This is a genomic window from Nonomuraea sp. NPDC005650 (genome assembly GCF_040605375.1).
Classification (GTDB): Bacteria; Actinomycetota; Actinomycetes; order Streptosporangiales; family Streptosporangiaceae; genus Nonomuraea.
Genome location: NZ_JBEXCR010000027.1, coordinates 140,988 through 164,355 on the forward strand (window position 1 = coordinate 140,988; position 23,368 = coordinate 164,355).

The window sequence follows — 23,368 nt, forward strand, 5'->3', positions numbered from 1 at the left end:
TGGAGGTTGGGGACGAGGGTGGTCCGCGCACCGCTCGACAAGCTGCCGTTCCTGCACGCCGAAAGGCTTGGTGAACGACATCCAGGAGCACTTTGGGCAGCACCATGCCGCGTCGAGCTGCCGGTCGCAGGCCAAGCACAGTGCAGCCACGATCGCGCCGTCGCGCGTCAAGACGGGGACCGCTCGACGGTGCTCGCACGCCTGGTTGATCACAGCCCTCATCTTTCCCGAAGGCGCAGTAGAGGAGTTGTCGCGTGCAGGTCATCATCCCAGGCGAGCCGATGCGGTACGGGCTGCGTCTGGTCGTCTACGCCCCGAACGGGGCACGTCTCGGCGTGCTCGGGCAGCATCTCGGGTGGGAGGCCGCGGCCCCGCTGAACGATGTGCCGTCGCTGCGGCTGACCTACTCGGGGTATGCGGCCAGCGCGCAGTGGCTGGGCTCGCCGTGTGAGGTCGCGGTGGAGTGGTCGGCTGGCGGCGCGTGGGCAGAGCCGCCGAACGGCCGGTTCTTGCGGATCAAGCGGTCGGGCGATGGAGCTGATCAGGCGCTGTCGCGGTCGTATGAGATGCCGGGTTGGGCGTGGCAGCTGCGCAAGATTGTGCTCTACCCGAGCTTGGGGATGATCGATGGGAAGCGCCAGTTCCCGTCCGCCAACGTGGGCGACATCCTCTCCCAGGTGATCGACGAGGGCCAAGGCCGTGGCACTGTGCCCGGCCTCGATTACGATTTCACGCCGATGCGCGACTCAGCCGGGCAGCCGTGGGCGGTCACGATGACGCTGGGCCTGGATCCTGGCACCGACCTGCTGCAGTTGCTGCTGAACCTGTCGGAGCAGGGGGCGTGCGACTGGCAGATGCAGGGTCGCACCTTGCGGGTGTTCAACGAGAACACGACGCTCGGCCGTCAGCTCGCTGCCGGGCCTGGGCCGGTGGAGCTTCGGCTGGGCCGCGACGTCGACCAGGCCCCGGATGATGCGACGTTCGAGGACGCCGCGTCGGCCATCCTCATCACGGGTGAGGAGGGACTGTCGGTCGAGGTGACGAACCCGGGTGCGGTCCGGCCGTGGGGCCGGTGGGAGGTTTTCCAGAGCCAGGGCGGGGTGAAGGACGAGGCGACCGCGCGTCTGCTCGCTCAGACGGCGCTGGAGCGCGCCAGCGGGGAGCGGGTGCAGCTCACCCGGCAGATCAAGCCGTACGCGGCGCGGTTCCTGCCGTGGAAGGACTACCGGCCGGGTGACACGGTGCGTGCTCCGGGCGATCAGGCGGTCATGCAGGGGCTGCGGGTCCGGCAGCTGACGCTGTCGGTGGACGCGGACGGCGTGATCGGCGGCAACCTGGTGTTGAACGACAGATTCCTGGAAAGGGACATCCGTCTGGCTCGCCGAGCGAACGGCATCTTGTCAGGTGGGGTGGCCGAGGGCGGCAACGGAAGCGAACCGGCTCCGGAGGCCAAAGACCGGGTGCCGGCCGCGCCCACTGGTCTGATCGTGAACCCGCAGGCGTACCTGGATGCGGAGGGCTACGCGCACGGGCTGATCATGGTGTCGTGGCTGCCGGTCAGCACGGACGTCAACGGCGTCGCGCTGGCAGTGGACGGGTACGAGCTGATCGGGCAGACACCGCCCGGGACGGGCGCGGAACGCGTGCTCGGCCACACCGACGGCACCAGCATCTCCTACAGCCCGCTGACGCCGAAGTCGCAGTGGCGGTTCGGGGTGCGCGCCACTAACCAGGGCGTCAAGGGGCAACTTGCGGCCTCGCCGGTCATCACCATTCCGGACGACGAGGACCCGCCGCCGAGCCCGTCCACGCCGGTCGTCGATTCCCGGCTCGGGATCGTGCGCGTCACCTGGGACGGCCTCACCAGCGCTGGGGCGGGCATGCCGGTCGACTTCCACCGGGTGCTGGTCATGATGCGTGACCCGCTGGACTCGGCCGACGAGGGCCAATCGGTGGAGTGGCTGGAGCAGGCCGGGACCGCGGTCGTGCCGGGCTTGCCGTACAACACGGACAGGGAGTTCTGGCTGGTCGCGCTCGACCGGTCGGGCAATGTGTCGGGAGAGTCCGCTCAGGTGGTGGCACAGACCAGGCCGCTCGTGGATACCGACCTGATCGGCCAGGTGATCAATGGTGCGACCGCGATCATCGACGGCACGATCCCCGCGAACGCGAAGATCACCGCTGGGACGATCACAGGCGGGCTGATCCAGGCGCTCGCGATCCAGGCAGGCCACATCCAGGCCAACGCGATCGAGGCGGACAAGATCACAGCCGGGGCCATCCAGACGGGGCACCTGGCCGCCGCGGCGATCACGGCTGACAAGATCGCGGCTGACTCGATCACCGCGAGCAAGATCCAGGCAGACGCCCTCAACGGCAAGATCATCACCGGCTCGATCGTCCGGAGCTCGCCGACCGGGCAGCGGTTCGTGCTTGACTCTTCCACGCTCGACCTGCGGTTCTACCCGGGCGGGCTCGGCAACACAAACTATGCGCGGTTCTACGCCGTCGATGGGCTGTATCCGGGCGAGACGACGACGTTCATCACGTCGGGGACAAACAGCGGCGGGACCGCGCGGGCCGAGCTCCAGGTCGCTGCCGGGCTGGTCCGGTTGGGTATCCGTGACGCCTCGTTTTCCACTCGTCAGGGCGGGGGCCTGGATGTGGCCGAGGGGTATGGCCGGTTCGGCTATGACGACGGCGCCGCGTCCACGCAGTCCTACATCCACTGCAACTCCACGGGCCGCTGGTATCTACGGGGCCGGGTGTGGGATACCAACGGCGCGGACCCGTACGACACTGTGCACGCCGGGTCCGGCACGGTCTCGCCGGACAACGGTGGTGTGACCATCTTCTACGGGGCGACCATGGCCTCGAACATGGGCCCGGTCGCCACGATCAGGGATGGCGCGGCCAACCCGAACTTCTACTGGTGCCTCGACCTGTCCAACCAGAGCAGCTTCTCCTTCGGCTGGTCTCAGGGCGGTGGGGTGTGGTCAGGCAAAGCCTTCTATTGGTGGAGTCACCGCCACTAGGAGCTGTTTCTTAGATCAGGTTCAGAGCCAAATGGCCAGGGCGGCCAGGGTCACAGTGCCGAGGAAGGCGTAGGCGCAGTGAATGAACGGGCGGTCAGCTGAACTCCCACCGATACCGCAGCTCACGGATCTCGATCCCGCCTATCGCGTCGTCCTTGACGGTGCCGTCTGGCTGCCAGCCCAACCGTTCGTAGAACCGAATCGCACGGACATTGCCTTCCAGTACCCACAAGGTTGCGGACGCGAAGTCCGCCGACCTGAGCGCGAGCATCGCCGCTGTCATCAATTGGCGTCCAACACCGCACCTCCAGGCAGCCGGCAGTACGTAGATCGAGGTGATCTCCCCTACCTCCACGTAGTCATGGTCGTCGTCTCGGGTGGGGCAAAAGTTCGCGAAGCCGACCACTTCACCGACATCCTCCGCGACCAGCGTGCCCTGTCGAGGCCATGCATCCTGCTGGATGATCCGCGTCCACCGCGGCACACGCTGGGACGGACGTAACTCGTCGAGAAACGGCTGCGGCAATAGCCCGTGATATCCCGTCTGCCAGGACCACACATGAACCTCAGCAACACGCCGAGCATCTTCGATAACAGCCGGGCGAACCTGCATATCGCGATCATCTCATCGTGGCGCCAAGCAGAGCCCCAGCGGGCGACACCATCCAGTGCCGCGCTTGATTCGAGAAACAGACCCTAGTCGACGACGGAGAGGAGGCCGCCGTCGTGGCGGAGATCTGGAAAATTTGGGATGCCGAACTCGGGTACAGCGCCACCAGCCTGCTGGAAACAGGCGGGGCCAAGGCTGGGCGGCGGGCTGGCCATGACGGGGCTGAGCCGATGTGGGGGATCGTGTGCGTCCGCCCGGACGCGGTGGCGCACATGCTGATCATTCCGCACTCCACGTGGGAGTGGCGGGCGGCCGAGTACGCCGTCGACCCCGACGACCTGGACACGCTGCTCGATGTGGTGCTGCACGAGCCGTGGATCCCGGCGCCGGACGACCCGCTGGCCCGCACCGACCCGACGGTGGTTCAGGTGCTGCAGGCCACGCACGGGCTGCCGACCTGCTGGACTCCCGGCGTGAGCGACGCCGACCGGCTGGCCGCGCACCTGGCCCGCGTTCAAGCCGTCAAGACCTACCGGGCGAGCCTTGAACCAGAGAGACAGCAGTTCCGGCAGGACGTGCTCGCCTACGTCGGCCTGGACGTGACAGCCCCGCCCGACCCGCTGGAGCCGGTCAAGGCCATGACTCGGCTCGACCCCGCCCGGGTGCAGGCGCGCCGCCTCGCGGTGGACTGGTACCGCTCCAACCAGGACGTCCCTACCATGCCGTCCTACAGCCTGAAGCCGCCGGCGACGTGGATGGGCCGCAAGCCCTGGGCGGTGGCTCGTGGATGAGACTCCGAACCTCGCCCTGGCGCTGGCCGAGCTGCGCGGCGCGGTCGAGCTGGGGTTTGAGCGCACGAACAGCTCCACCGCGCTCATCCTCCAGCGGCTCGACCAGGTCGACGACCGGCACGCCGAGCTGGCCAAGCACGTCGAGCAGCTCCAGACCCGGCTCGCCGAAGTCGAGAAGACCGCTGTCACCAACACCCAGTTGGCCGAGCGCACACGGCAGATCATCGCTGTGGTGTCCGCGCTAGTGACCGTGGCGAGTGCGGTCATCGCGCTGATCGCGCTGACGCGAGGCTGACCTACTGCTTGTTCTCGTTCTTGGCGGCTGCCGACTGGGCGCGCTCCTTGAAGCCGGTTGTGGCGGACTTGCTCGATGGGTTCTTGTCCGCCGCGCTCTGGATGCGCTTGGAATCCTTCCCAGTTGTCCGCTTGCTGCTGCTCTTGCCAGCGTTGCTCTTAGCCATGACGTCTCCCCGAAGCGTCATTTGACTGTGCCAGCTTCATTATCTCAGTGACCCTTCGAATGGAGACATACGCCCTGGTCACAGACATGGATCGGTGTGTGCTGCCGGTACATGACGGCGTGTTGCTTGTGCCCGCTGTCCTCCCTATCCACATTCCGACCTCTGCCCTCGGCCTGACCGTGGCCGAGTGGCTCAACCTCCAACCCTCACGAGAGGTGACTCCTTGAAGCAGGTTTCGCGTGCCGCTTGGAACGCCGCATCCCCGACCGGCAGCTACACGCGTGTCTCTTCCACGCGCGGTGTGAAGATCCACTACACCGGCGGGCCAGTGCCCGCCGACATCGCGGGGCCGAAGAAGCACAAGCTGTGCGTGCAACTCGTCCACCAGATCCAGCAGATGCACATGTCAGGCGGCCGGGGCGAGAAGTACATCGATTTCGGCTACAACCTGGCCTGCTGCCCGCACGGGTACGTGTTCATCGGCCGCGGCGCGCACCATCTGCCGGCGGCGAACGGCCCGGGTCTGAACAGCCAGCATTACGCGGTGCTGGCGCTGGTCGGCGACTCGGGGTTCACCCAGCCGAACGACTCCATGCTGCACGCTCTCCGGGACGCGATCGAATACCTGCGCGACAAGGGCGACGCCGGGAACGAGATCAAGGGCCACTGCGACGGCTACGCGACCTCCTGCCCCGGCGGGCCGCTGTACGCGTGGGTGAAAGCGGGGGCTCCGCGCCCGGACAAGCCGATGGAGAAGCCCATCCGGCTCGTTTACAAGGACAGCGTGCCTATCTGGCCCGGCCGCGTCATCAAGCTGGACGACCCGTACATGCAGGGTAGCGACGTGCACGCCTGGCAGTACAAGCTCAAGAAGCGCGGCTGGACGATCGACGTCGACGGCATCTACGGCCCGCAGTCGAAAGCGGTGTGCGCCAGCTACCAGGAGAAGGTCGGGCTGAAGGCGACCGGCGTCATCGACGAGGAGACGTGGGACATCACCTGGTCGTGGAAGCCGTCCACGTGACCGGCGAGCGGCCCCTGCTCGGCCGTATCCGAGCCCGTGATGGCAACGCCAGCACCAGGCAGATCGTCCTGGCCGCGCTGCGCGGCTACGCCGACTAGGTGCCCATCGGCCGACGGACCCCCGCGCCGAACACGTCAGCGTACTTGAAGGGCATGTCGGGCTGAGGTTCCGCTGGCCACGAGATGATCAGGTAGTGCTCAACCGGGATGCTGGCCACCCCGTCCGGCTTGGTGTCTCGCCCTCGCGCGTGTACCCGTAGCCGGTAGAAGCCTTCGCCCTGGTGGGCGAGATTCGGCAGGTTGGGGAGATCCCCATCGAGCCCGCACACGATAAGTGACCCTGTGGTGGACTCGATGGAGACTTCGACGATCTCCTCCCAGCTGTCGAGGTCGAGGACCGGAGGCTCGTCGGCCAGTTGCACCTCAACGTCTACCAGGCCCAGCGCGATGCCCGTAAGAATCGTCGCGCCATCCCCCTCCTCGGCTACAGCGATCAAGCCGTTGTCGAACCGTGCCGGAAACTCCGGACCAGCCTCGTCCAGCTCCCGAAGCTGGATCTGGTGATAAGAAAGGTGCACGCTCGATTGGTAGGAGGGAGACGTGGCAGTCATAGGGCGAAGACTCCGCTGCGTTTAGGAGTTCATGTCAGGGAAGACGAAGAACGCATCCTTATCCAGAAGTCGCTGGTCCCGGACGAAATTACTATACTGGCCGCCAGCCTGGGAGTTCTGGGTGGCGTTCACCCATTCGACGGAGAAGTCGGAGGGGTAGTCGCCGCCGCCGGTGTAGGCACCCTCATAGGTGTGCGCGAACGGATACTCGTCACAGTTCGCTCCGGCTGGGGGAGACCCGGTGAGGAAACTGCACGCATCCTCGCGGTTCTGCTCCGCGTCCGCGTCGTCGTACATGCGGGTGAGGGGAACGTCGCCCACGGCGCCAGGGTTGCCTCTTGCCTGGGCGCGGCTGATGTGGCCAACGATCTCCTCGACCTCACTGCGCTTGTAGGTAAGAGTAGGCCAGGTGTCGGAGAAGACGCAGCCCGTGTTCGTCCAGCCCTTGAGCATGCCGTTGTCGCAGCGCAGATCGATGGGGCCGTCGGTGACATAGACGGCCTTGTCGAAGTCGCCGCTGTTGGGGGTGGCCCAGGTGAGCTGTGAGTCGAGGCTGATGTTCTCCATCGTGCCGGTGGGAACGGTGACCTTGAGCGTCACGTTGAACTGCAGCCACGTCCGAAACTGCAGCGGCTTGGGGCCGCTGGCAGACACCTGCGTACAGTCGGGGTTGCAGTGTCCGCCGAAGCTGATCTGCGTCGTGGGCTCCCATTCGCCCCACTCGTTGTGTATCCAGATGTGCTCGCCGTAGATGAGCGCGCCCTCGTTCCACACGGTGACGACATCGACGTAGTGGGTGAAGTCCATGCCGCCGACGACCTCACCGGTGTCGGCCAGGATCCAGTCGACACCTTCCATCTGCCAGAAGCACTGGTTGAAGCGGGTCTGGCCGTACCAACCAGTGGTCTCGTCCTTGCACCAGTTGGGCACGCCGGGGGGTACGCCGCCCGGAGGCTCCTCCGCGGCGATCTTCGGCTTAGGCGGGCGGGTACACATGACCTTGTCCACACCCTTGGCCCGCAGACTGCTCAGCTGCTTTTTCACCTCCTCGCAGGGGCGGGACGAGGTGACCTTGATCGCTGAGGTTGACTTTCTTCCGGCGCTCGTGTCCTCGCGAATGGAGGCGTTGGCCGCTCGGATTCGGGCAGCATCCTTATCTGCTTGCGTGGACGGCGACGCGGCGGGGGACGGTGTCGTGGCTGTCGACTTTGCCGCTCCAGGATCGTCGGTGGTCTGTGCCGAAGCGATGGGGCCGAGCGGGGCAGAGAATAATGCGCCTATTAGCACCATTCCCAGGGTTGCTCTCCGTGCATGACGTGTCCATAAATGCACACTTTTTCCCTTCGCTGCAGGTGTGAAGGTCCGCCGGAGATCTTCACATCCGGAGCGCTTGGGAACAAGATCTTGACTCGGCGCAGAAGATCCGTTAACTCGCCCGTGTGGAAAGGCGGCTGAACAGCCAAAACGTCAATCGCCTTTCCGGGTAATCACATAGCCGGTGAAGCGCGAGAACGGCACAGTCGGTTGGTTGGCAGTCCGCCATTCGCTTGTCGGCCGCGAGGGGTACGAGTCCGGCTGATCGACGGAACCATCCGACGAACCGGTCTAACTGCGTCTACCCAGCCAGGGGTGGGCGCTTTCGCATGTCCGCACCCATCCCGAGGAGGAACGATGGTGCATGAAAACCCCGAACGCCAGCCGGTCGAGCGCAAGGTCACGGCCGCCACCGCGGGCTCCTACTTGGGCCTGCTCGCGCTCCTGACCGTCCTGCAGACCGTGAACGCCAGTCTCGACCTGATCTCGTGGCTACCCGACGCGATCGAGACGCTGGCAATCCCGCTCCTGCCGGGCCTGATCACATACGTGTCCGGGTACGTGGCGCGGCACACCGCCCGGCCGGATCTGCCACTGGACCAGCGTTGAGACAGCCACGACGTCGCCCCCGCTAGGGAGCCCCCGCTCGCCTCTTCGGAGGTGAGCGGGGGCTTTTCGTCGTTCAAGCAGTCGAGCACCGGCTCAGGCGAAGACGAGCGTGCGGAAGGCGTTGCGGATTGTCATCAGCGGCTCGCGATCCCGTGAATAGTGCAACTTGTTCGTGAGAAGGATGGACCACCGTTCGTGCTTGGGGGAGACCCACAGGGCCGTTCCGGTGAACCCGTAATGGACGTAGGTGTCGTCGTTGCCCGGAGCGGGATGCCAGAACAGTCCACGTTGGGGCGTGAGAATCCCAGTGTGGATCTGGAGGGATTCCGTGACCCAGGCATCGCTGTACCCGACCCCAGGCACGGGGTCGAGGAGGTGGCGTTGGAAGCGCGCCAGATCATCCAAGTCGGAGAATACGCCCGCGATGCCGCACACACCATCGAGCAGGCGAGCGGAGAAGTCGTGGGCAACGCCCCGCAGATGGGCGCCAGTGTCGGGGTCAAGCTCTGTGGGCGCGCACCGCGCTCGATCCTGGGTCGGCAGCGGGCCGAAGCGGGTGCTCGTCATGCCCAGCGGTTCCCAGATCCGTTCGGAAGCGAGTTGGTCCAGCGGGGTCGAGGTGAGGTGCTCGGCGAGGAAGCCCAAGATGAGGGCGGCGCGGTCGGTGTACTCGACCGCTTCGCCGGGCGGGCGGTGCAGCGCCTCACGGAGGACGCCGTCCCGGATGGAGCGGTGGTCGGTGCCGTAGAGAGCTTTGAGGTTGGCTCGCAGTGGCACACCAGCGGTGTGAGTGAGGAGCTGGCGGGCGGTAACCAGGCCGAGTGGACGGCCGTCGACCTCGGGCCAGAAGGTGGCCAGCGGTTCGTCCAGCGGGAGATGCTGCTGCTCCCACAGGCTGCCGATGACGGCCCACACGGCGACGACCTTCGTGAGGCTGGCGACGTCGAACAAAGTGTCGCGCCGCATCGCGGAGCCGGGGTCGTCGGGATCGGCCAGCCCGCACACCCCCCAGTCGAGGACGCCGTCGACGTCGCCGACCGCCCAGACCGCGCCGGGGAATACACGCTCGCTCACCCCCTGCTCCAGCAGCCGGGTGATCGACTCGTGCGTGTCATCCATGATGCGTCCTGATGGTCGAGCCGGTGTGCAGTGGCCAGCGTAGTAACCACGCACGCTCCCGGCAGGCGAACAGCGTGCGTGTCAGATGTCCTGGCCGAGCTTATGCAGCGCGGCCGCGGTGGCCGAGAGCGGGAAGCGGCCCGCGTTCCGTCGGCCAGCCGCGCGCAAGTCGTCCAGGATCGTCGGATCAGTTCGCAGGTCGCGCAGCACGCGGGTCAACGTTGAGGCGTCGGCGACGCTGCTCAGCGCGGAGTCGCCGAGCACCTCCTGCAGGCCGGGCACGGGCTGGTAGAGCACCGGCAGACCGCACGCTTGGGCTTCCAAGGGGGTCAGGCCGAAGGCTTCCAGGGTGGTGGAGGGCACGATGAGGAGGTCGTGGTCGGCGAAGGTCTGCCACAGCCTGCGGCGGGGTAGCCAGCCGAGGTAGGTGTGCGGGTAGCTGGACCTTTCCCGGTAGATGGGGTGAGCGGAGTACTGACGCGGCGGGGCCGCGATGGACAGGTGCATGCCGTCGACGGCCGTGATGATGCGGTAGACGCTGTCGAATCCCTTCTCCTGCGTCAAGCGCCCGGCGTACAACACCCGTAGCGTGCCGTCCGGATCCCGAGGGGGCAGCGGCGGGGTGTGGATCAGCTCGTCGGGGATGCCCCACGGGAGATGGATGATGCGCGCTTGACGGGCGGGCTCGTGCAGAGCGATGAGCAGGTCGGCCATCGCTGCCGTCGGCGCGACGATTGCGCGGCTGGCGGCGACGGTGTCGGCCAGGACGCGATGCTGGGTGGGATGGGTGGCGGCGAAGATCAGGTCTGTGCCGTGGACGAGCGCCAGCGCGGGATGGTCAGGCAGGAGACCGAGCAGGGCCGGGGCGGCGCCGAACGCAAGATGCTGCAGGTGCACGATCTCGACCGTGTCCCGGTCGACCGCTCCTGCCAGGGCGTCGCGCAGCCGGTCGACGTACGCCCAGAACGGTGCACCGTCGAGGCACTTGCCGGAGGCTTCCACCACTCGTACTCCAGTTGGCAGGCGCGGCGGCGGAGGGTCGCCGGCCAGCATGAACACCGTGGCGTCGATCAGCGGCGTCGTCCCCGTGTAGAGGTCGTACAGCAGCTCGATGCTGCCGCCGGGACTGGCCACGGGCATGTCCAACGCGGTCAGTACGGGGCCGCTCAACTTGAGGTCGTTCATGAGTGTTGGATCTCCTCGTACAGACGTGACACGTCGATGCCGACCGAGCCGGTGTACTTGAGGCCGAGGTCCTGGTAGCTGGCGGGAGCGCCGAACGTCTGGAAGAAGACGAGCTTGCCGAACGTCATCCCGGGATAGACGCGAACCGGGCGGGCGGCGCGGATCTCCAGCGTCCAGCGGATCGCGTGCCCGGCGTGGCCGAGAGGCGCGGACACGTGGACCCAGATGCCCAGGCCGCCGATGGTGCGGTCGCCGTTGAGGAACTGGGCGTAATGCTCGGAGGTGGTCTGCTCCAGGGTGTGGCCGAGGTAGAGGACGCCCGGCTGCAGTACGAAACCGCTGGGAGGCATGACGACCTCGGGGAAGCCGCAGGGTGCGGCGGCGTCGAGGTCTTGTTCGCACACGCGCAGGTGCTCCCCGAGCCGCCAGTCGTAGGCGTTCGGGGACAGGCGTTCCTCTTCGAACGGACTGATGGCAATCTCGCCCGCCCTGATGGCGGCGGCGATGGCGGGGCCGGTGAGGATCACGAGAGCACCTCTACCGGCTGCCGGTCGCGCCACAGTCGCGAGGCTTGAGGGCCGATCGACGCCTGGTACTTGCCTCGGTACAGGTCGATGGGGCCGACGCAGACGAAGAACATGACCTGGCCGATCCTCATGCCCGGGTAGACGCGCAGCGGCCGGATAGGGGACAGCATCAGCGTCCACTGGCCATGGAACCCCACGTCGCCGATGGGGGCGGTAATCTCCACGAACAGGCCGAGTCGTCCTACAGAGGAGCGGCCGAACAGCAGCGGCACGAACACGTCGCTGCCGACCTGCTCCTGCGTGTGGCCGAGGTACAGTTCGCCGGGCTGCAGGACGAACCCCGTCGAGTCGATGCGCTGTGTCTGGGTCGGGTTGTGGCGGTAGGCGTCGATGACAGGCTCGGTGTAGACGTGCAGGGTGTCGCCGAGCCGGACGTTGTAACTGTTCGGGTTGATCAGGTCGCGGTCGTACGGGTCGATGCGTACTCTGCCGTCGTGGACGGCGGCTTGGATCTCTGGTCCGGTGAGAATCATGGGTGTTCGCTCTCCCCATCTGGTCAGGGCCGGTTGGTCCTGAGCACGTGCCGGATGATGTCGGCGAGCGGCTCTCCGTCCGGCGTGGTGCCGGAGTCGTCCAGGAAAGTCGTCGCCACGTAGCCGGTGGTCAGGACGTGACGAAGGCGGGTCGGAAGTGGGTCGGGCGCGGTGATGATCGGCCCCATCCACGTGGCCAGGTCTTCCACGAGCTTCTGCGGTTGGTCATGGGCCTTCTCAGGCAGGCTCACTCTGGTGAGCCGGTTACCGAACGGCTCGATCTGCAGGAGTGACCCTCTGGTGAGGTAGTCACGCAGGTCGACGGTACGCAGGCTGGTGCGGTTCAGAACCACCGCCTCGGCCGCGCTTCGTTGCAGCAGGTAGGTGGCGGCCTCGCTGAGCAGCCGATCAAGGTCCAAGGGCCGACGGCGGAAGCGCGGGGCCAGTACGCCCAGCGGTTCCCGTAGTCGCTCACGCAGCTCGTCGATCTGCCGCGTGATCGCCTGCAGCGGCGCCGGGACGCCGCTGGCGGGAGCGAACCGGTGAGCCGCAGCGTGCCATCCCGGCCCGCTCGGCTTGGCCGTGGCGTAACCGGCCGCCTGCTCATACCCCTTGACCACCAGCGTGGCCCCGACCGTCGTGGGCCCGTAGTGGTCGCTGTGGCAATGGCCGGCGAAGATGACATCCAGGTGCGGGCACGCCCGTGCCAGCTCGATGTCGTGCTTGTAGCCGGAGTGGCTCAGCACGACCCACGCATCGGCTCGATGGGTGGCGGACAAGGCGTTCAGCGCGTGAGCCGGGGAAACGAATCGCAGGCCGGCGCGGTGCTGGGCGGGCAGGCAGGTGAACGCCTGCTCGCCCAGGACCGCGGTGATGGCGACGAGCTGGCCGCCGATCTGAGCCCAGTGCACGGGTCGGAACACCAGGTCTCCGGCCGCGTCGGTGACGTTCGCGCACACCGTCAGCGGGCGCAGGTCAGGCTCCAGGTGATGGTGCCAGCCGTGATTGCCAGGGGCCAGGACGTCGTACAGCTGGATGAGAAGTCGGCGCTCGATCTCGCCGCCTCCGAGATGGTAGAGGCCGCTGCCCTCGAAGAAGTCGCCGCAGTCGGCCACGAGCGTGGTGGGCCGGACGCTGTGCAGGTGCGTGAGTAGCGACGACGGCTCCTCCAGAGCGGAATGCACGTCGGTGGTGGCCAGGATCGAGTCCACCGAGCGCAGGGGAAGACGAGCTGTGACCGCGGCCATCACTCACACCACGCCGGCTGTGTCGGTGATGTCGGCGCCCAGCGCGCAGAGCTTGCCGGGCAGGTCGGCGTATCCGCGCCGAACCTGGCTGAGACGGGCCACCACCGTGGTGCCCTCGGCCACCAGCGCGGCCAGCAGCAGCGCCGCCCCGGTCCGGATGTCCTCAGCTACCACGTCCGCGCCGACCAGTCGTTGCGGGCCGCTCACCCGGCAGGCGGTGGCGGACTCCTCGAAGATGACCGCGCCCAGACGACGCAGCTGCGGCACCAGATTGGCGTGCCGGCCACGGTTGATCTCGTCAGCGAAGGAGTGAACGCCGGGCACGGTCATGGCCAGGGCCATCAGCGGCGGCTCGAAGTCCGCGTCGAGGCCATCGGCGTCGCCCAGCGTGTCCAGGGAGGCGATCGCGTTGATCGGTGTCCCCGTCAGGTGGAAGTCCGCGCCGAGCTCGACGCCACCGGGGATCGCTTCGACGACGAATCCTGCCTTGGTCAGCAGCTCTATGAAGGGCGTCAGATGGTGAGGGTCTACTCCGAGGATGCGGCCGTGCCCGCCAGTGGCGGCCATGGCGACCAGAAGCGTCGCTGCCTCAATCTTGTCGCCGGGCACCTTCCATCGGACGGGGCAGGCCACGCCGGGCTCGAAGGACAGCGTGCCGTCCGGCAGGTAGGCGGCGTGATGGTCGGCCAGCCGCAGCGCCTCCACCAGGCCGGTCACTTCCGGGCAGAGGGAGGGCATATGCAGCAGCAGTGGGCGGTGAGCGACCAAGGCCCGCAACAGCGCCACCACGGTGGCGCCGCGGCTCGGGAACGGCAGCGTGATCTCGACCGGAGTGCGGGCTTGGCTTTTGGTGCTGGTGATCCGATAGCCGTCGTCGCTGGTGTGGACCGTGTCTCCGAACGCTTCGTAGACGGCGAAGTGCAGCTCCATCCCGCGGTGGCCCACGGCGCAGCCGCCCGGCCACGGGAGGTCTGCTACGCCGCAGTCCAGTTGGGCTGGCACCAGGTAGTAAGAGGCGCGGATGCGGGCGGCGAGCGCGCGGTCAACGGGGCCGCGCTGGTCACGCGCGGGCGTGACATGCATGGTGTGGGCGCCATCGGGAGAGGCGACCACCAGGTTGCCAGCCGCGGAGATCAGCGCGGCCAGCGCGGCGGTGTCCGAGGAAGTGGGCAGGTTGGTCAGGGTGACCGGCCGGCCGAGTACGGCGGCGGCGGCCAGCAGCGGCAGAGCTGCGTTCTTGGAGCCGTCCACCGTCGCTGTTCCCGACAGGGTGCGCCCGCCGCGCACGGTGAGAGAATCGGCGGGGGTTCTCTGCTGGTTCGTGTGGGCACTGTGCGCCATATCGTGCATGGCTACTCCTTTGGGATGAGGCCAGCGAGATGAGGAGGCGGCTCATGTGGCCGCAACGGGGAGTACGGCCACGGAAACCTCGCGCGGTGCGGGGCCGCTGCTCACCACGATGGATCGCCGATCATGACTCGGGTAGGCGAGCCGCCGGTGCGGGTGGTGCGGTCGGACGCTGAGTTGGTGCGGTTGGTGCGTTTCACCGTCAGACCCCTGGCCGGGGGCGTAGATTCGACGACGCGTTCTCATGTGCTCCGCTGCCACCCTCCGCTGCCGGAAGGCCCCCACATGGCCCGTGCCGTCACTGGTGAAGTCCGGCCACCAGAGCCGAACCCATCGCTCAAGCTGCTGCTCGACGAAGTGGGATGGCGTCCAGAGGCTCTCGCCAGGCGCGTTAACGCGGTGCTCCAGCAGCATCCAGGGAAGCGCCGTGTCCATGAGAAGACGCCTTACCATTGGCTACGCGGCGCTTCTCCGCGTGCGCCGATCCCCGACATTGTGGTTGAGCTGCTGGTTCAGGCCCTCAAGCGGCCGATCTCCTTCGACATGGTGTGGCCTGCGACCACTCCATCGCGCCCGTCGAGGATCTGGCTGGGTGGGGATCTTGACGTACCGTGGGACCACGCGGGCCTACAGCACCTGTTGGGAGAGTGGCGGCTCGGCATGTTGACACGACGCACATTCCTGACCCTGAGCGGCGTGGCCTTGACCGGGCCGGCCTGGGAGTGGCTGGACGCTCCCGCGTCGATCCCGGAGCAGACAACATCCAGCCATGTCCCGCCTTCGCTGATGTCTCTCATCGAGACCACGGTCGCGGGCGCGCAGCAGCTCGATGAGGAACATGGAAGCGCCGCGGCCGACTTCGTCGGCGGCCAGTTCGACAGCGTGGCCCGGTTGGTGCGCACTGGCAGCTACGACGCCAACACCGGTAAGCGCCTGTGCACGGCGCTCGCGCAGCTCGCGCAGACGTCCGGCTGGATGGCGCAGGAAGCGGCGCTCGACGGCCGCGCGCAACGCTGGTACCTCACGGGTCTGCACGCCGCTCACTCCGCAGGCGATCGGGGCGTGGCCGCCAGCATCATGGCGTTGATGAGCAACCACGCGACCACCCTCGGAAAGCACCGTGACGCTCTTCAACTCGCCGCAGCGGCCACGGAGGCCGCATCCCATACACCCACCGCTGTGCAGGCACTTATCGCTTCACGCAGCGCTCTCGCGCACGCTGGTGCGGGCGATCTGACGGGGGTCGAGCGCGCCAGGGACCGTGCTGCGGGGCTGATCAGCGAAGCCGACGAGGAACGGCCCGCATGGGCCAGTTACGTCACACCGACCGAGCTAGACGCCCTCGCTGGTCGTGCTCTCGTCATGCTCGCGCGTCAGGTCCCCGGGCGCCGAAACCGCCTCATCCTGAAAGCCGAGCCCTTGCTGCGTGAACGAGCCTTGGACGCATCGGATGCGCACCGCCGGTCGGCGCTACGCCACAGCGCCCTGCTCAGTCTCGCTTACACCGGAGCTGGTGATCTGGACCAGGCCGTACACGCAGGGCGTCTGGCGGTGCGGCGACTCCCGATGGTCACCTCGGTTCGATGTCTCTCCCTGTTGGACGAGCTTCGTTCTGAGCTGATGCCGCATTCCCGGCGCTTGGGCACCGTGCAGGCATTGATTCGCGAGATAGACGAGCACGTACCGACGTCCAGGTAGTCCTGGGTTGAGGGGTGAGAGCCGCCATCATGGTGTGCCCAATCGCTTACTTGTGACAACGAAGACCCCGCTGCCCCATCAAGGGCGGCGGGGTCTTTACGTCTTTCAGAGCGGTCAGAAGGGCCAGCCCGCCGAGCGGCTCGCCTCCAGGAGCGGGATCAACTTGAACGCGGCGTCCTGCGTAAGCGAACCGGTTTGGGTGTGATCGTCGTCACTTGTGTTACGAGATGCGCGCTACGAGGTCCAGATCGGCCCGCAGCTGCTCCAACCGGGTCAAGAACGCGTCGATGTCGGCGCGGCGCTGCGCGAGCACCCACACGATGCGGACGATGTTGTGCAGGACGTGGCCACGGTCCTGGCCCAGGCCGATGAGCCCGGCCTTGCGGAGCCGGTCGGCCGAGCCGTAGATGCTGTTGGCGTAGGCGCGGCGGGTGGCGTCGTCGGCTGGCAGTGGCGGGTAGAGGCGTTCCTCCACCTGCTCGGTGCTGATCTGGAGGCGTTCGGCGTGCGCGGCAAGCGCCGGGCCGTAGTGGTTGGTCAGTGCTTCGCTGAGGACGTGAAATAGGGCGAGCAGTTCGTCGGTGAGCTGCTGCAGCTCCTCGTCGTCGGCCTGGTCGGCGAGGTCGGCCAGGCGGAGGACGGCGCTGGCGAAGTTGCGGTGCTGCCACAGCGGGGTGGGGAACGTCTCTCCGGCCGCGATGACGGCGATGGCCGCGATGCGGGACTCGGCGACGACCTTGCGGCAGTGCACTTCGCTCACGTGTTCGATTGTAGCCAGTGTGGGTTGATGGACACCGGAGGGGGCGTCCTCTGTCATCGACAGGCTGACCATTGTCACTGGAAGTTGATGACCATAAGGTTCATGCCGCCATAGTTTGACCGAGAGGCTCCGGTCGTCACGAGTGGAGGGGGGAACTCCCTGACAGTCATACGAGAAGGGATAGCTCGTCTTGTGGGAGGGGTTCTGTGAGGCGTGTTCATGTGATCGCTATTGTCGCGGGAACGATTGTCGCTCTTGGGCTGGCAGTCGTCATGATCTTCATGGCGGCCAGAGTGCTCACAGCGATGACTGGAGCGCCTCGGTCTGAGCCGCACGTGACGTCCTTTGCGCTGCAGCCCGTGCTTGAGACGTCCTCCATTCCCTGCGCTACGGGTACGGTGGGCGCTCTCGACGGCACCTCGTGTTACAAGCTCGGCCAGGGCCTGACCGACATCACAGCAGAGAAGGCGGAAGCCGGCCTGTCCGGAGGCGTGACCTGGGTAGTCCAAGTCACGCTCAACAACACCGACAGCGCCAAGTTCGCCGCGCTGACGTCGGCCCTGTACCAGCTGCCCACCCCGCGGAACCAGCTCGCCATCGTCATCGACGGCAAAGTGGTCACCGCACCGGCCATTACACAGCCGATTTCTGGTCCCGCGCTGGAGATCAGTGGCGCCTTCACCCAGAAGGACGCCACCGACCTGGCCAGACGGCTGACTGGCGTGCCTGACTGACCGATGTCTTCGCCGACCTATGTGATTACGCACTCTGAGTCGCTGCAAGGTGCCTGGGAGACGCAATCATCCCTCGGCGGCACAGGACAGGTGGCCCGAGAAAGGGAAACGGCCCCCGGAAAGCAGCGCTACCCCTAGCGCCCGGAGGCCGACCCATCGCTACCCGAAACGTAGCCCACCATGATCGCCGAACGAAGGTGGTGGTGTCCCCATCATGGCACCGTTTCGGCGTCACTGGCGCCAGGTCCGGCCTCATCGGGCAGTTCGCCGAAGTGCTTCACGACAGCGTCGTCGTGGTTGCAGGTCAGCAGCCAGATGCGCGCCCGTGCGTGATCGATGAATTTGTAGGTGTCATCTTTGCCTTCCCACTGCGACCAGCGGTGGAGCACCCATTTGCCTTCCGCCGTTCGATACAACGTCTCGTGGTCGTCCCTGTCACTGGTCAGGATGCTGACGAGGTCTTGGCCGTCCCATCGCGTGGCTTCGTCGAATCGCTCGGCCGGTAGGTGTCAAGTCAAGTGCGACAGGGACGCTGCCGAGGTGATCGCTAGGCGGCCTCCTGCGCGGGCGTGGATGCGCTGTTGTGGTCTTCTTCGGGCTGGTTGATGTAGGCGACCGTGGGGATCTTGGGTAGTCGCGGTGTGCGGGTGAACCGGTGGGGGTTGGCCGTGCGGAAGCGATCGAGCGCCTGCTCGCGTCGGTCCTGGATGGCCGGGGCGGTGCCGATGTGCACGGTGAACGGCGTGTGCAGGCCCAGGCCGGCGTGGTAGTGCTCGTGGTTGTAGTACTGGAAGAAGTGGTGGCAGAACGTCTCGGCCTCGGCCAGGGAATCGAACCGCTCGGGAAACACCGGGCAGTACTTGAGGGTCTTGAACGCCGCCTCGCTGTAGGGGTTGTCGTTACTGACCTTCGGCCGGGAATGAGACTTGGCGATGTCCAAGCTGACCAGCAGGTCACTGACCGGCTGGGAGGTCATCGACGTGCCGTTGTCGGAATGGATCGTCTGCGGGGCGATGCCGCCGTTGGCGAGCAGGCTGTTCTCCATGAACTGCCGGGCCAGCTCGCCCGATTCGCGCAAGTGGATCTCCCAGTGCACGACGTACCGGGAGAAGATGTCGATCATCACGTATAGGTCGTAGAACTGCCGCGCCTGCGGGCCGGGCAGTTTCGTGATGTCCCACGACCAGATTTCATTTGGAGCGCGGGCGACCAGGTAGGGCTTCTTGCGGGCCTCATGGCGGGCCTGGGCGCGGCGCTCGCGCACCTGATCCCGCTCGCGCAACAGCCGGTACATGGTCGACACCGAGGCCAGGTAGGTGCCCTCGTCCAGCAGTGCGGCCCATACCTGGCGGGGCGCCTTGTCGGCAAAGCGCGGGCTGTTCAAGACCGCGACCACCTCCTCGCGCTCGGCCGCGGTGAGCTTGTTCGGCGGCGCCGGACGCGTCCCCGGCACGCGCTCGGGCCGCGGGCGCAGGCTGCGGTAGTAGGAGCCCCGGGCAATCCCAGTCAGCGCGCAGCAGGCGGCGATCGGCAGGCAGGCGGCCCGCAACAGCTCCAGCGTCTCGCGCCGGACGGTGGTCACGAACGCTCGTTCTCCGCGCTCTCGGAGATCATTTCCAAGAGCGCGAAACCTTTTCCCATGATGTCCAGGGCGGCCTCGGTCTGCGCCAGCTTCTTCTCCGCCCGCGCCTTGTCCCGCGCCAGTGCCGCGTTCTCTTTGCGCAGCCGCTCCAACTCCAACTGCTCGGGCGTCTTGCGGGCCCGGGGCGCACCGGCCGGGCCGGCGGCGGAGGTCAGCTCACCATTGTCACGCTGGCGCCGCCACAGCGAGATGCTGGCCTCATACAGCCCTTCCCGGCGCAAGATCGCGCCCTTGGTGCCGTCCGGCGCCGCGTCGTACTCCTCGACGATCTGCAGCTTGTAGGCGGCGGTGAAGGTCCGCCGCTTGGGCCGGTCGGCACGCGGCCCGGTGCCGCGCTGGAGATCATGGCTGGTCATGGTCACTGCGGTGGATACCCGTTCTCGCCCTACTCATGTCAGTTAAGGAACTTTAGTCCCATCTGTCTCACTTGAGCTTCGCACAGAGGGGGCGTGCTCTTGGTGGAACCAGCCGTCGAGAACACGGCCCCCGGCCTCGTATTTGTAGATGTTGATTCGCGCGATGATCATGCCTTTCGTCCGGCGGGCGGCGTTCACCTTGGACTGCAGGACCATACACTGCGTGGGCCATGTATGGCCCATGTGGAGGTGGAATGATGACGATTCACGAGACGGAGGCTGGAGCCGCAGATGTAGAGGAGGGCCTGGTGCGCAATGACCAAGCCCCGAACGCCTACATCGTCAGTGGCGAGTGGCCAAGCGCTGAACTATCGCCAGACGCCCCCATTGGCGCTCATGTTGGGCAGGAGATCGCCAGGCGGCTGAAGGCGGCGATGGAGACGCGAGAGTTGACCCATCGCGGACTGGCCGAGCGATCCGGCCTCGGGTGGAGAACGGTCGGCCGCGTGCTGCTTGGCGATGTCTACCCGGACGTAGCGACCCTCGCACGGCTGGAACAAGCACTCGACATTGAGATTTACCCCACTCGCTGGCATCGGCAGCTACAGCAGGGATCTTCCGAAAGCTAGGTGGCGAGGGCCCGAGCCCTTCATTCCGCAACATGCAGAAGGCCCCCTCGGAAAGAGGGGGCCTTTCTAGGCGACTGCATCACCCCCATTCGGGGTGACGGTGTCGCCAGCGGCTGCTCGCGGCTTCTCAACCGCGGGTGTGTCTTCTGGCGCCTGTTCTAACGCCTCAGACTGTTCCTGTACCTTCTCTTGGCTCCATCGGACTGAGATTTCTTTCCAAGAGATGCGGACCTCTCCCTCGCGGTGCTTCGTCTTGTAGGCCGCGACCAAGATCGCACAAACGCCCAGGATCGCAAGGAAGCACATCGCTACGAGGAGGAACGCACCAGCGGGACCCAAGCCCGAGAGCCATGCTCCCGGATTGGTCCCCATGGCTATCTATCTCAGCCGACCAGCGAGGTGCAGCTAAGCATCTACCCTCCCGTCCTACTCGCTGACCTTCTCCTTTGGACGTGGGTGTAAAGCACCGGCTCCGAGCGAGTGGTTACCTCGCCGGGTGGCATCACATCGACTGATCCTGCCGAGGCTAGCCACATACCTGGGCTCCCACACGGCCTGGCGTTTGGTGCCGCCAAGCCGAACCACGGACTCTGTCTCAACGCGTGTTGAGGCAGGTACCTGTCTGCCGCGTCTTGGAACGGTAGACGGTAAGGCAATCATTCCATGACCTGCGCCCATCGGTCAGAAGTTCGAGCGATCGTCGGCGGCCGCGGTGACTCGAGAGATGCGCGGCCATCTGGAGTTGCGGACGGCGGTGCCGATGGCGGCTGCAGGCCGGGACGCGGGAAGAGGCCGACCTGCGCAAGCACGCGGGCATCTAGGTGCTGCTGGCCGTTGACCGTCGGACGGGGTCTGTGTGGGCGTGTACGGGCGCTGGAGCGGGTTTCATGGGCCTGGTGGGTATTGGATATCTCCAGACATGCGAGGGCTGTCCGGTGCGGTTGTGTGCGTGCCGTCAATATATGTGCTATGCGGAGTGGTCATTGATTGACGAGCGCGCTAGGGTCCATCCGTAACGGACCCTTTGGCCAGTCCGGAGGGGGTCTTGTGATCGGGAAGGACGTGTGACGATCGGCAGCGCAGAACGCGAATGCGGCGCCCGTCCGCACGTTTCCGCCCCTCACCGTGGTGTCACCGCCGTGATCGTGAACCGGCGCGAAACTCCAGCAGTGTGCCCCGCTCGACGTCGACGAGATCTCGGTCGTCGCCTTGCCGCATGGCAGGCGCGCGGCGGAGGGGAGAGGCCCCGGACATGAGAAAAGGCCCCGCGTACGGGGCCCTCTCGAAGTCGCGATACCCGCGACCAGATCGTTCAGCTCCAGGCGGCCAACCAGACGAGCTGAGCGGCTGAGTCGCCGGTCCGGCTTCCTCACAACATCGCGTTGAGGTCTTTCGTGCAGCGGCCCGAGGCCGTTGCCGGGGGCTTCTGCGCGCCAAAACCCGTGACGCTTGGAGCCGACCATAGCACGCGCCCAAGCGGCTGCCCCAGCACGCCCGGAATCCGTCGCGTGCGGGACAGCCGCGTCCCCATCACCCCCGCCCCCCGATCGTCCGGGCAGTGGTGAGCCTCGTCCGCTGATCCCGGACGGGCACATCCTCGCGCCCGCGCATGGCTTGTGGTCCGAGGCGGTGCAGTATCTCGTTGAGGCCACCGGCCGGCGCGCCGACTGGATGCGTAATGCTCTGCGGTTCGCCTGGCAGGTGATGAGACGCTCGACGTGGGCGATGCTGACCGCGCCGAAGAAGGGCGCCACCTGGAAGCACCTGGCCGCCGACCTCGGGCTGTCGGAGCGGACCGTCGCGAACTTGTACGCGTGGTTCATCAAGGCCGGGTTGCTGGCTCGCGCGGTGCCCGGCACCACGGTTCGCTTCCGGAAGGGCACCCGCTGCGGGCTGGACGACGACGGGCGCGGCAACGAGGCCGCCCAGTACCTGCTGATCGTCCCGACTGCGATCCTTGAGGCCGATGAGGACGACCCCTCGCAGCCCGCGACGGTCACGCCCGTGAGCGCGGAGGAGGTTCCGTGGCCGTGCGAGACCGTGCCGACCCGCCCGCACCTGGAGCTGGTATCTGACGTTTCCGCAGGCAGCGCCCCTGTGGATGGATCTTGCACCCCCAAGCCCTCCCCCCTTGCTGTAGGTGAGGAGACTCCCCGTAACGCGCGCGCGAGACGACGCACCGCGCCCGCGACACCAGCCAGCGAGTGGCGAGCGACCGTCACGCCGGTCACCAGGAAGGACAGACTCGCAGCGTGTGAGCAGCTGATCCGTGAGGTGCCGCTGTTGCGCCGCATCTCCGCGCGGCACCTGCGCAGCGTGCTGCGGCCCGTGTTCGAGCTTGGCGCGACCATCAGCGACATCCGGCACGCGCTCGACCACCGGCCGGACGGCACCCCATGGATCCACACCCACGCCCCACGCTGGCTCCCGAGCTGGATCCGGCACCGACTGTCCGCGTGGATCAACCCGGACGGACAGCTCGTCACCCCCTGGCCGGTCCAGCAGCGCGCGGCCGAGCACGCCACGTTACTTGCCGAACAGCGGACTCGCGAGCGTTTGAGAGAGCTGATGCGGCAGGGGATTGCTGGCTCCGTGAAGTAACTTTTGGGACGATCTGGGTGCAGTGCCAGCCTGGTCACCCCGCTGTACCACGAAGGGCTCCTCAGTGAAGCTTCCCTCCGAGCGCACGGTCTGGTTCGTAACCGTCGCGATCGTCGCCATGGGTCTGAACATCGTGACCCACGACTGGCGCGCCTCCCTGCCGACCATCTGGGAATTTGTTGCGCTGCTGGCCATTTTGGCCATGGCCCTGCTCGTCGCCTACGCGGTGGATGCGGGTCTGTCTTCTCTCCGTCGCCGCGACAGGGACCGATAACCAGGACCGCTGTCGTGCTATCGCGGCCGACTCCAGAACCCTGGTGAACGCCCTGGACCTCTGCCGCGCGGCGGCTAGACGATCGCACTTTAAAGAGCAGCGAGCAGCCGAGCAGCGGAGTTGCTGGCCGAGCAGCGCGCCCGTCGCGAGGCGTACGAGCGCATCAACCCTTCTGGCAGTGTCACTGTCGAGCCGCCTCGTGTCACCCTCTCGCACGGCGACGGGTGCGGGTGCGGTACGAAAGACGCAACGAGCGAATCTA

24 protein-coding genes are annotated in these 23,368 nt (G+C 66.7%); 10 read left to right on the top strand and 14 right to left on the bottom strand.

The annotated features are described in order from the left end of the window. Positions 1-254 precede the first annotated feature (254 nt). Positions 255-3,035, top strand: a complete 2,781-nt coding sequence (locus ABZS69_RS39965) for a hypothetical protein (RefSeq protein ID WP_355381442.1) — start codon at positions 255-257, stop codon at positions 3,033-3,035. A gap of 94 nt (positions 3,036-3,129) precedes the next feature. Here the strand turns inward: ABZS69_RS39965 and ABZS69_RS39970 are convergent, their stop codons facing one another. After that, positions 3,130-3,648, bottom strand: a complete 519-nt coding sequence (locus tag ABZS69_RS39970; protein WP_355381444.1) for a GNAT family N-acetyltransferase — start codon at positions 3,646-3,648, stop codon at positions 3,130-3,132. A gap of 113 nt (positions 3,649-3,761) precedes the next feature. On the opposite strand from ABZS69_RS39970, the gene ABZS69_RS39975 reads away from it, so the two are divergent. Beyond that, positions 3,762-4,436 carry a hypothetical protein gene (locus ABZS69_RS39975; protein ID WP_355381446.1) on the top strand — a complete coding sequence of 225 codons (675 nt, stop codon included), beginning with the start codon at positions 3,762-3,764 and terminating at the stop codon, positions 4,434-4,436. Further along, on the top strand, positions 4,429-4,731 hold the full coding sequence (locus tag ABZS69_RS39980; RefSeq protein ID WP_355381448.1) for a hypothetical protein: 303 nt from the start codon (positions 4,429-4,431) through the stop codon (positions 4,729-4,731). The genes ABZS69_RS39975 and ABZS69_RS39980 overlap by 8 nt, the downstream gene beginning before the upstream one ends. A 1-nt stretch (position 4,732) precedes the next feature. Here the strand turns inward: ABZS69_RS39980 and ABZS69_RS39985 are convergent, their stop codons facing one another. Further along, positions 4,733-4,897 (bottom strand): hypothetical protein, encoded by a 165-nt coding sequence (locus ABZS69_RS39985; RefSeq protein ID WP_355381449.1) that lies wholly within the window; start codon positions 4,895-4,897, stop codon positions 4,733-4,735. Positions 4,898-5,198: 301 nt separating this feature from the next. Here ABZS69_RS39985 and ABZS69_RS39990 point away from each other — a divergent pair, with 301 nt between their 5' ends. Continuing rightward, complete coding sequence (locus tag ABZS69_RS39990) at positions 5,199-5,921, top strand: N-acetylmuramoyl-L-alanine amidase (protein ID WP_355381451.1); 723 nt, start codon at positions 5,199-5,201, stop codon at positions 5,919-5,921. A 94-nt stretch (positions 5,922-6,015) separates the two neighbouring features. Here ABZS69_RS39990 and ABZS69_RS39995 read toward each other — a convergent pair whose 3' ends face one another. Both ABZS69_RS39995 and ABZS69_RS40000 read right to left on the bottom strand, forming a co-directional pair. Then, positions 6,016-6,531, bottom strand: a complete 516-nt coding sequence (locus ABZS69_RS39995; RefSeq protein ID WP_355381453.1) for a hypothetical protein — start codon at positions 6,529-6,531, stop codon at positions 6,016-6,018. A gap of 21 nt (positions 6,532-6,552) precedes the next feature. Next, the gene (locus ABZS69_RS40000; RefSeq protein ID WP_355381455.1) at positions 6,553-7,575 is read right to left on the bottom strand and encodes a NucA/NucB deoxyribonuclease domain-containing protein; all 1,023 of its coding nucleotides are present in this window, start codon (positions 7,573-7,575) and stop codon (positions 6,553-6,555) included. 627 nt (positions 7,576-8,202) lie between these two features. Here ABZS69_RS40000 and ABZS69_RS40005 point away from each other — a divergent pair. After that, positions 8,203-8,454, top strand: a complete 252-nt coding sequence (locus ABZS69_RS40005; RefSeq protein WP_355381457.1) for a hypothetical protein — start codon at positions 8,203-8,205, stop codon at positions 8,452-8,454. A 93-nt stretch (positions 8,455-8,547) separates the two neighbouring features. On the opposite strand, the gene ABZS69_RS40010 is transcribed toward ABZS69_RS40005, so the two are convergent. The 6 genes from ABZS69_RS40010 to ABZS69_RS40035 form a co-directional block, all read right to left on the bottom strand. Then, positions 8,548-9,573, bottom strand: coding sequence for a serine hydrolase domain-containing protein (locus ABZS69_RS40010; protein WP_355381459.1), 1,026 nt, complete (start codon positions 9,571-9,573; stop codon positions 8,548-8,550). An 81-nt stretch (positions 9,574-9,654) separates the two neighbouring features. Beyond that, positions 9,655-10,758, bottom strand: a complete 1,104-nt coding sequence (locus tag ABZS69_RS40015; RefSeq protein ID WP_355381461.1) for a glycosyltransferase family 4 protein — start codon at positions 10,756-10,758, stop codon at positions 9,655-9,657. Next, entirely contained in the window at positions 10,755-11,285 is a 531-nt protein-coding gene (locus tag ABZS69_RS40020) for a hypothetical protein (protein ID WP_355381463.1), read from the bottom strand. The genes ABZS69_RS40015 and ABZS69_RS40020 overlap by 4 nt, the downstream gene beginning before the upstream one ends. Then, positions 11,282-11,818 (bottom strand): dCTP deaminase, encoded by a 537-nt coding sequence (dcd, locus tag ABZS69_RS40025; protein ID WP_355381465.1) that lies wholly within the window; start codon positions 11,816-11,818, stop codon positions 11,282-11,284. The genes ABZS69_RS40020 and dcd overlap by 4 nt, the downstream gene beginning before the upstream one ends. A 23-nt stretch (positions 11,819-11,841) precedes the next feature. After that, positions 11,842-13,065: a metallophosphoesterase gene (locus ABZS69_RS40030; protein ID WP_355381467.1), complete on the bottom strand. Its 1,224-nt coding sequence runs from the start codon at positions 13,063-13,065 to the stop codon at positions 11,842-11,844. Positions 13,066-13,068: 3 nt separating this feature from the next. Further along, positions 13,069-14,415, bottom strand: a complete 1,347-nt coding sequence (locus ABZS69_RS40035; protein ID WP_355381469.1) for a hypothetical protein — start codon at positions 14,413-14,415, stop codon at positions 13,069-13,071. Between the two features lie 282 nt (positions 14,416-14,697). Between ABZS69_RS40035 and ABZS69_RS40040 the strand changes: the two genes are divergently transcribed. After that, positions 14,698-16,110 carry a hypothetical protein gene (locus ABZS69_RS40040; protein ID WP_355381471.1) on the top strand — a complete coding sequence of 471 codons (1,413 nt, stop codon included), beginning with the start codon at positions 14,698-14,700 and terminating at the stop codon, positions 16,108-16,110. Between the two features lie 220 nt (positions 16,111-16,330). On the opposite strand, the gene ABZS69_RS40045 is transcribed toward ABZS69_RS40040, so the two are convergent. Then, complete coding sequence (locus ABZS69_RS40045) at positions 16,331-16,870, bottom strand: hypothetical protein (protein WP_355381473.1); 540 nt, start codon at positions 16,868-16,870, stop codon at positions 16,331-16,333. 221 nt (positions 16,871-17,091) lie between these two features. On the opposite strand from ABZS69_RS40045, the gene ABZS69_RS40050 reads away from it, so the two are divergent. Further along, on the top strand, positions 17,092-17,604 hold the full coding sequence (locus ABZS69_RS40050; protein ID WP_355381475.1) for a hypothetical protein: 513 nt from the start codon (positions 17,092-17,094) through the stop codon (positions 17,602-17,604). 212 nt (positions 17,605-17,816) lie between these two features. Here the strand turns inward: ABZS69_RS40050 and ABZS69_RS40055 are convergent, their stop codons facing one another. From ABZS69_RS40055 to ABZS69_RS40065, 3 genes are all read right to left on the bottom strand, one after another. Beyond that, entirely contained in the window at positions 17,817-18,020 is a 204-nt protein-coding gene (locus ABZS69_RS40055; RefSeq protein ID WP_355381476.1) for a hypothetical protein, read from the bottom strand. A gap of 131 nt (positions 18,021-18,151) precedes the next feature. Then, complete coding sequence (locus tag ABZS69_RS40060) at positions 18,152-19,186, bottom strand: IS3 family transposase (protein ID WP_355381478.1); 1,035 nt, start codon at positions 19,184-19,186, stop codon at positions 18,152-18,154. Beyond that, on the bottom strand, positions 19,183-19,602 hold the full coding sequence (locus ABZS69_RS40065) for a transposase (RefSeq protein ID WP_355381522.1): 420 nt from the start codon (positions 19,600-19,602) through the stop codon (positions 19,183-19,185). Before ABZS69_RS40065 ends, ABZS69_RS40060 begins: the two co-directional genes overlap by 4 nt. A gap of 254 nt (positions 19,603-19,856) precedes the next feature. On the opposite strand from ABZS69_RS40065, the gene ABZS69_RS40070 reads away from it, so the two are divergent. From ABZS69_RS40070 to ABZS69_RS40080, 3 genes are all read left to right on the top strand, one after another. Continuing rightward, a complete protein-coding gene (locus ABZS69_RS40070; protein ID WP_355381480.1) occupies positions 19,857-20,231 on the top strand; it encodes a helix-turn-helix transcriptional regulator in 375 nt (124 codons plus the stop codon). Positions 20,232-21,860: 1,629 nt separating this feature from the next. Beyond that, positions 21,861-22,832, top strand: coding sequence for a hypothetical protein (locus ABZS69_RS40075; protein ID WP_355381482.1), 972 nt, complete (start codon positions 21,861-21,863; stop codon positions 22,830-22,832). Between the two features lie 64 nt (positions 22,833-22,896). Next, positions 22,897-23,106, top strand: coding sequence for a hypothetical protein (locus ABZS69_RS40080; protein ID WP_355381484.1), 210 nt, complete (start codon positions 22,897-22,899; stop codon positions 23,104-23,106). Positions 23,107-23,368: the final 262 nt, after the last annotated feature.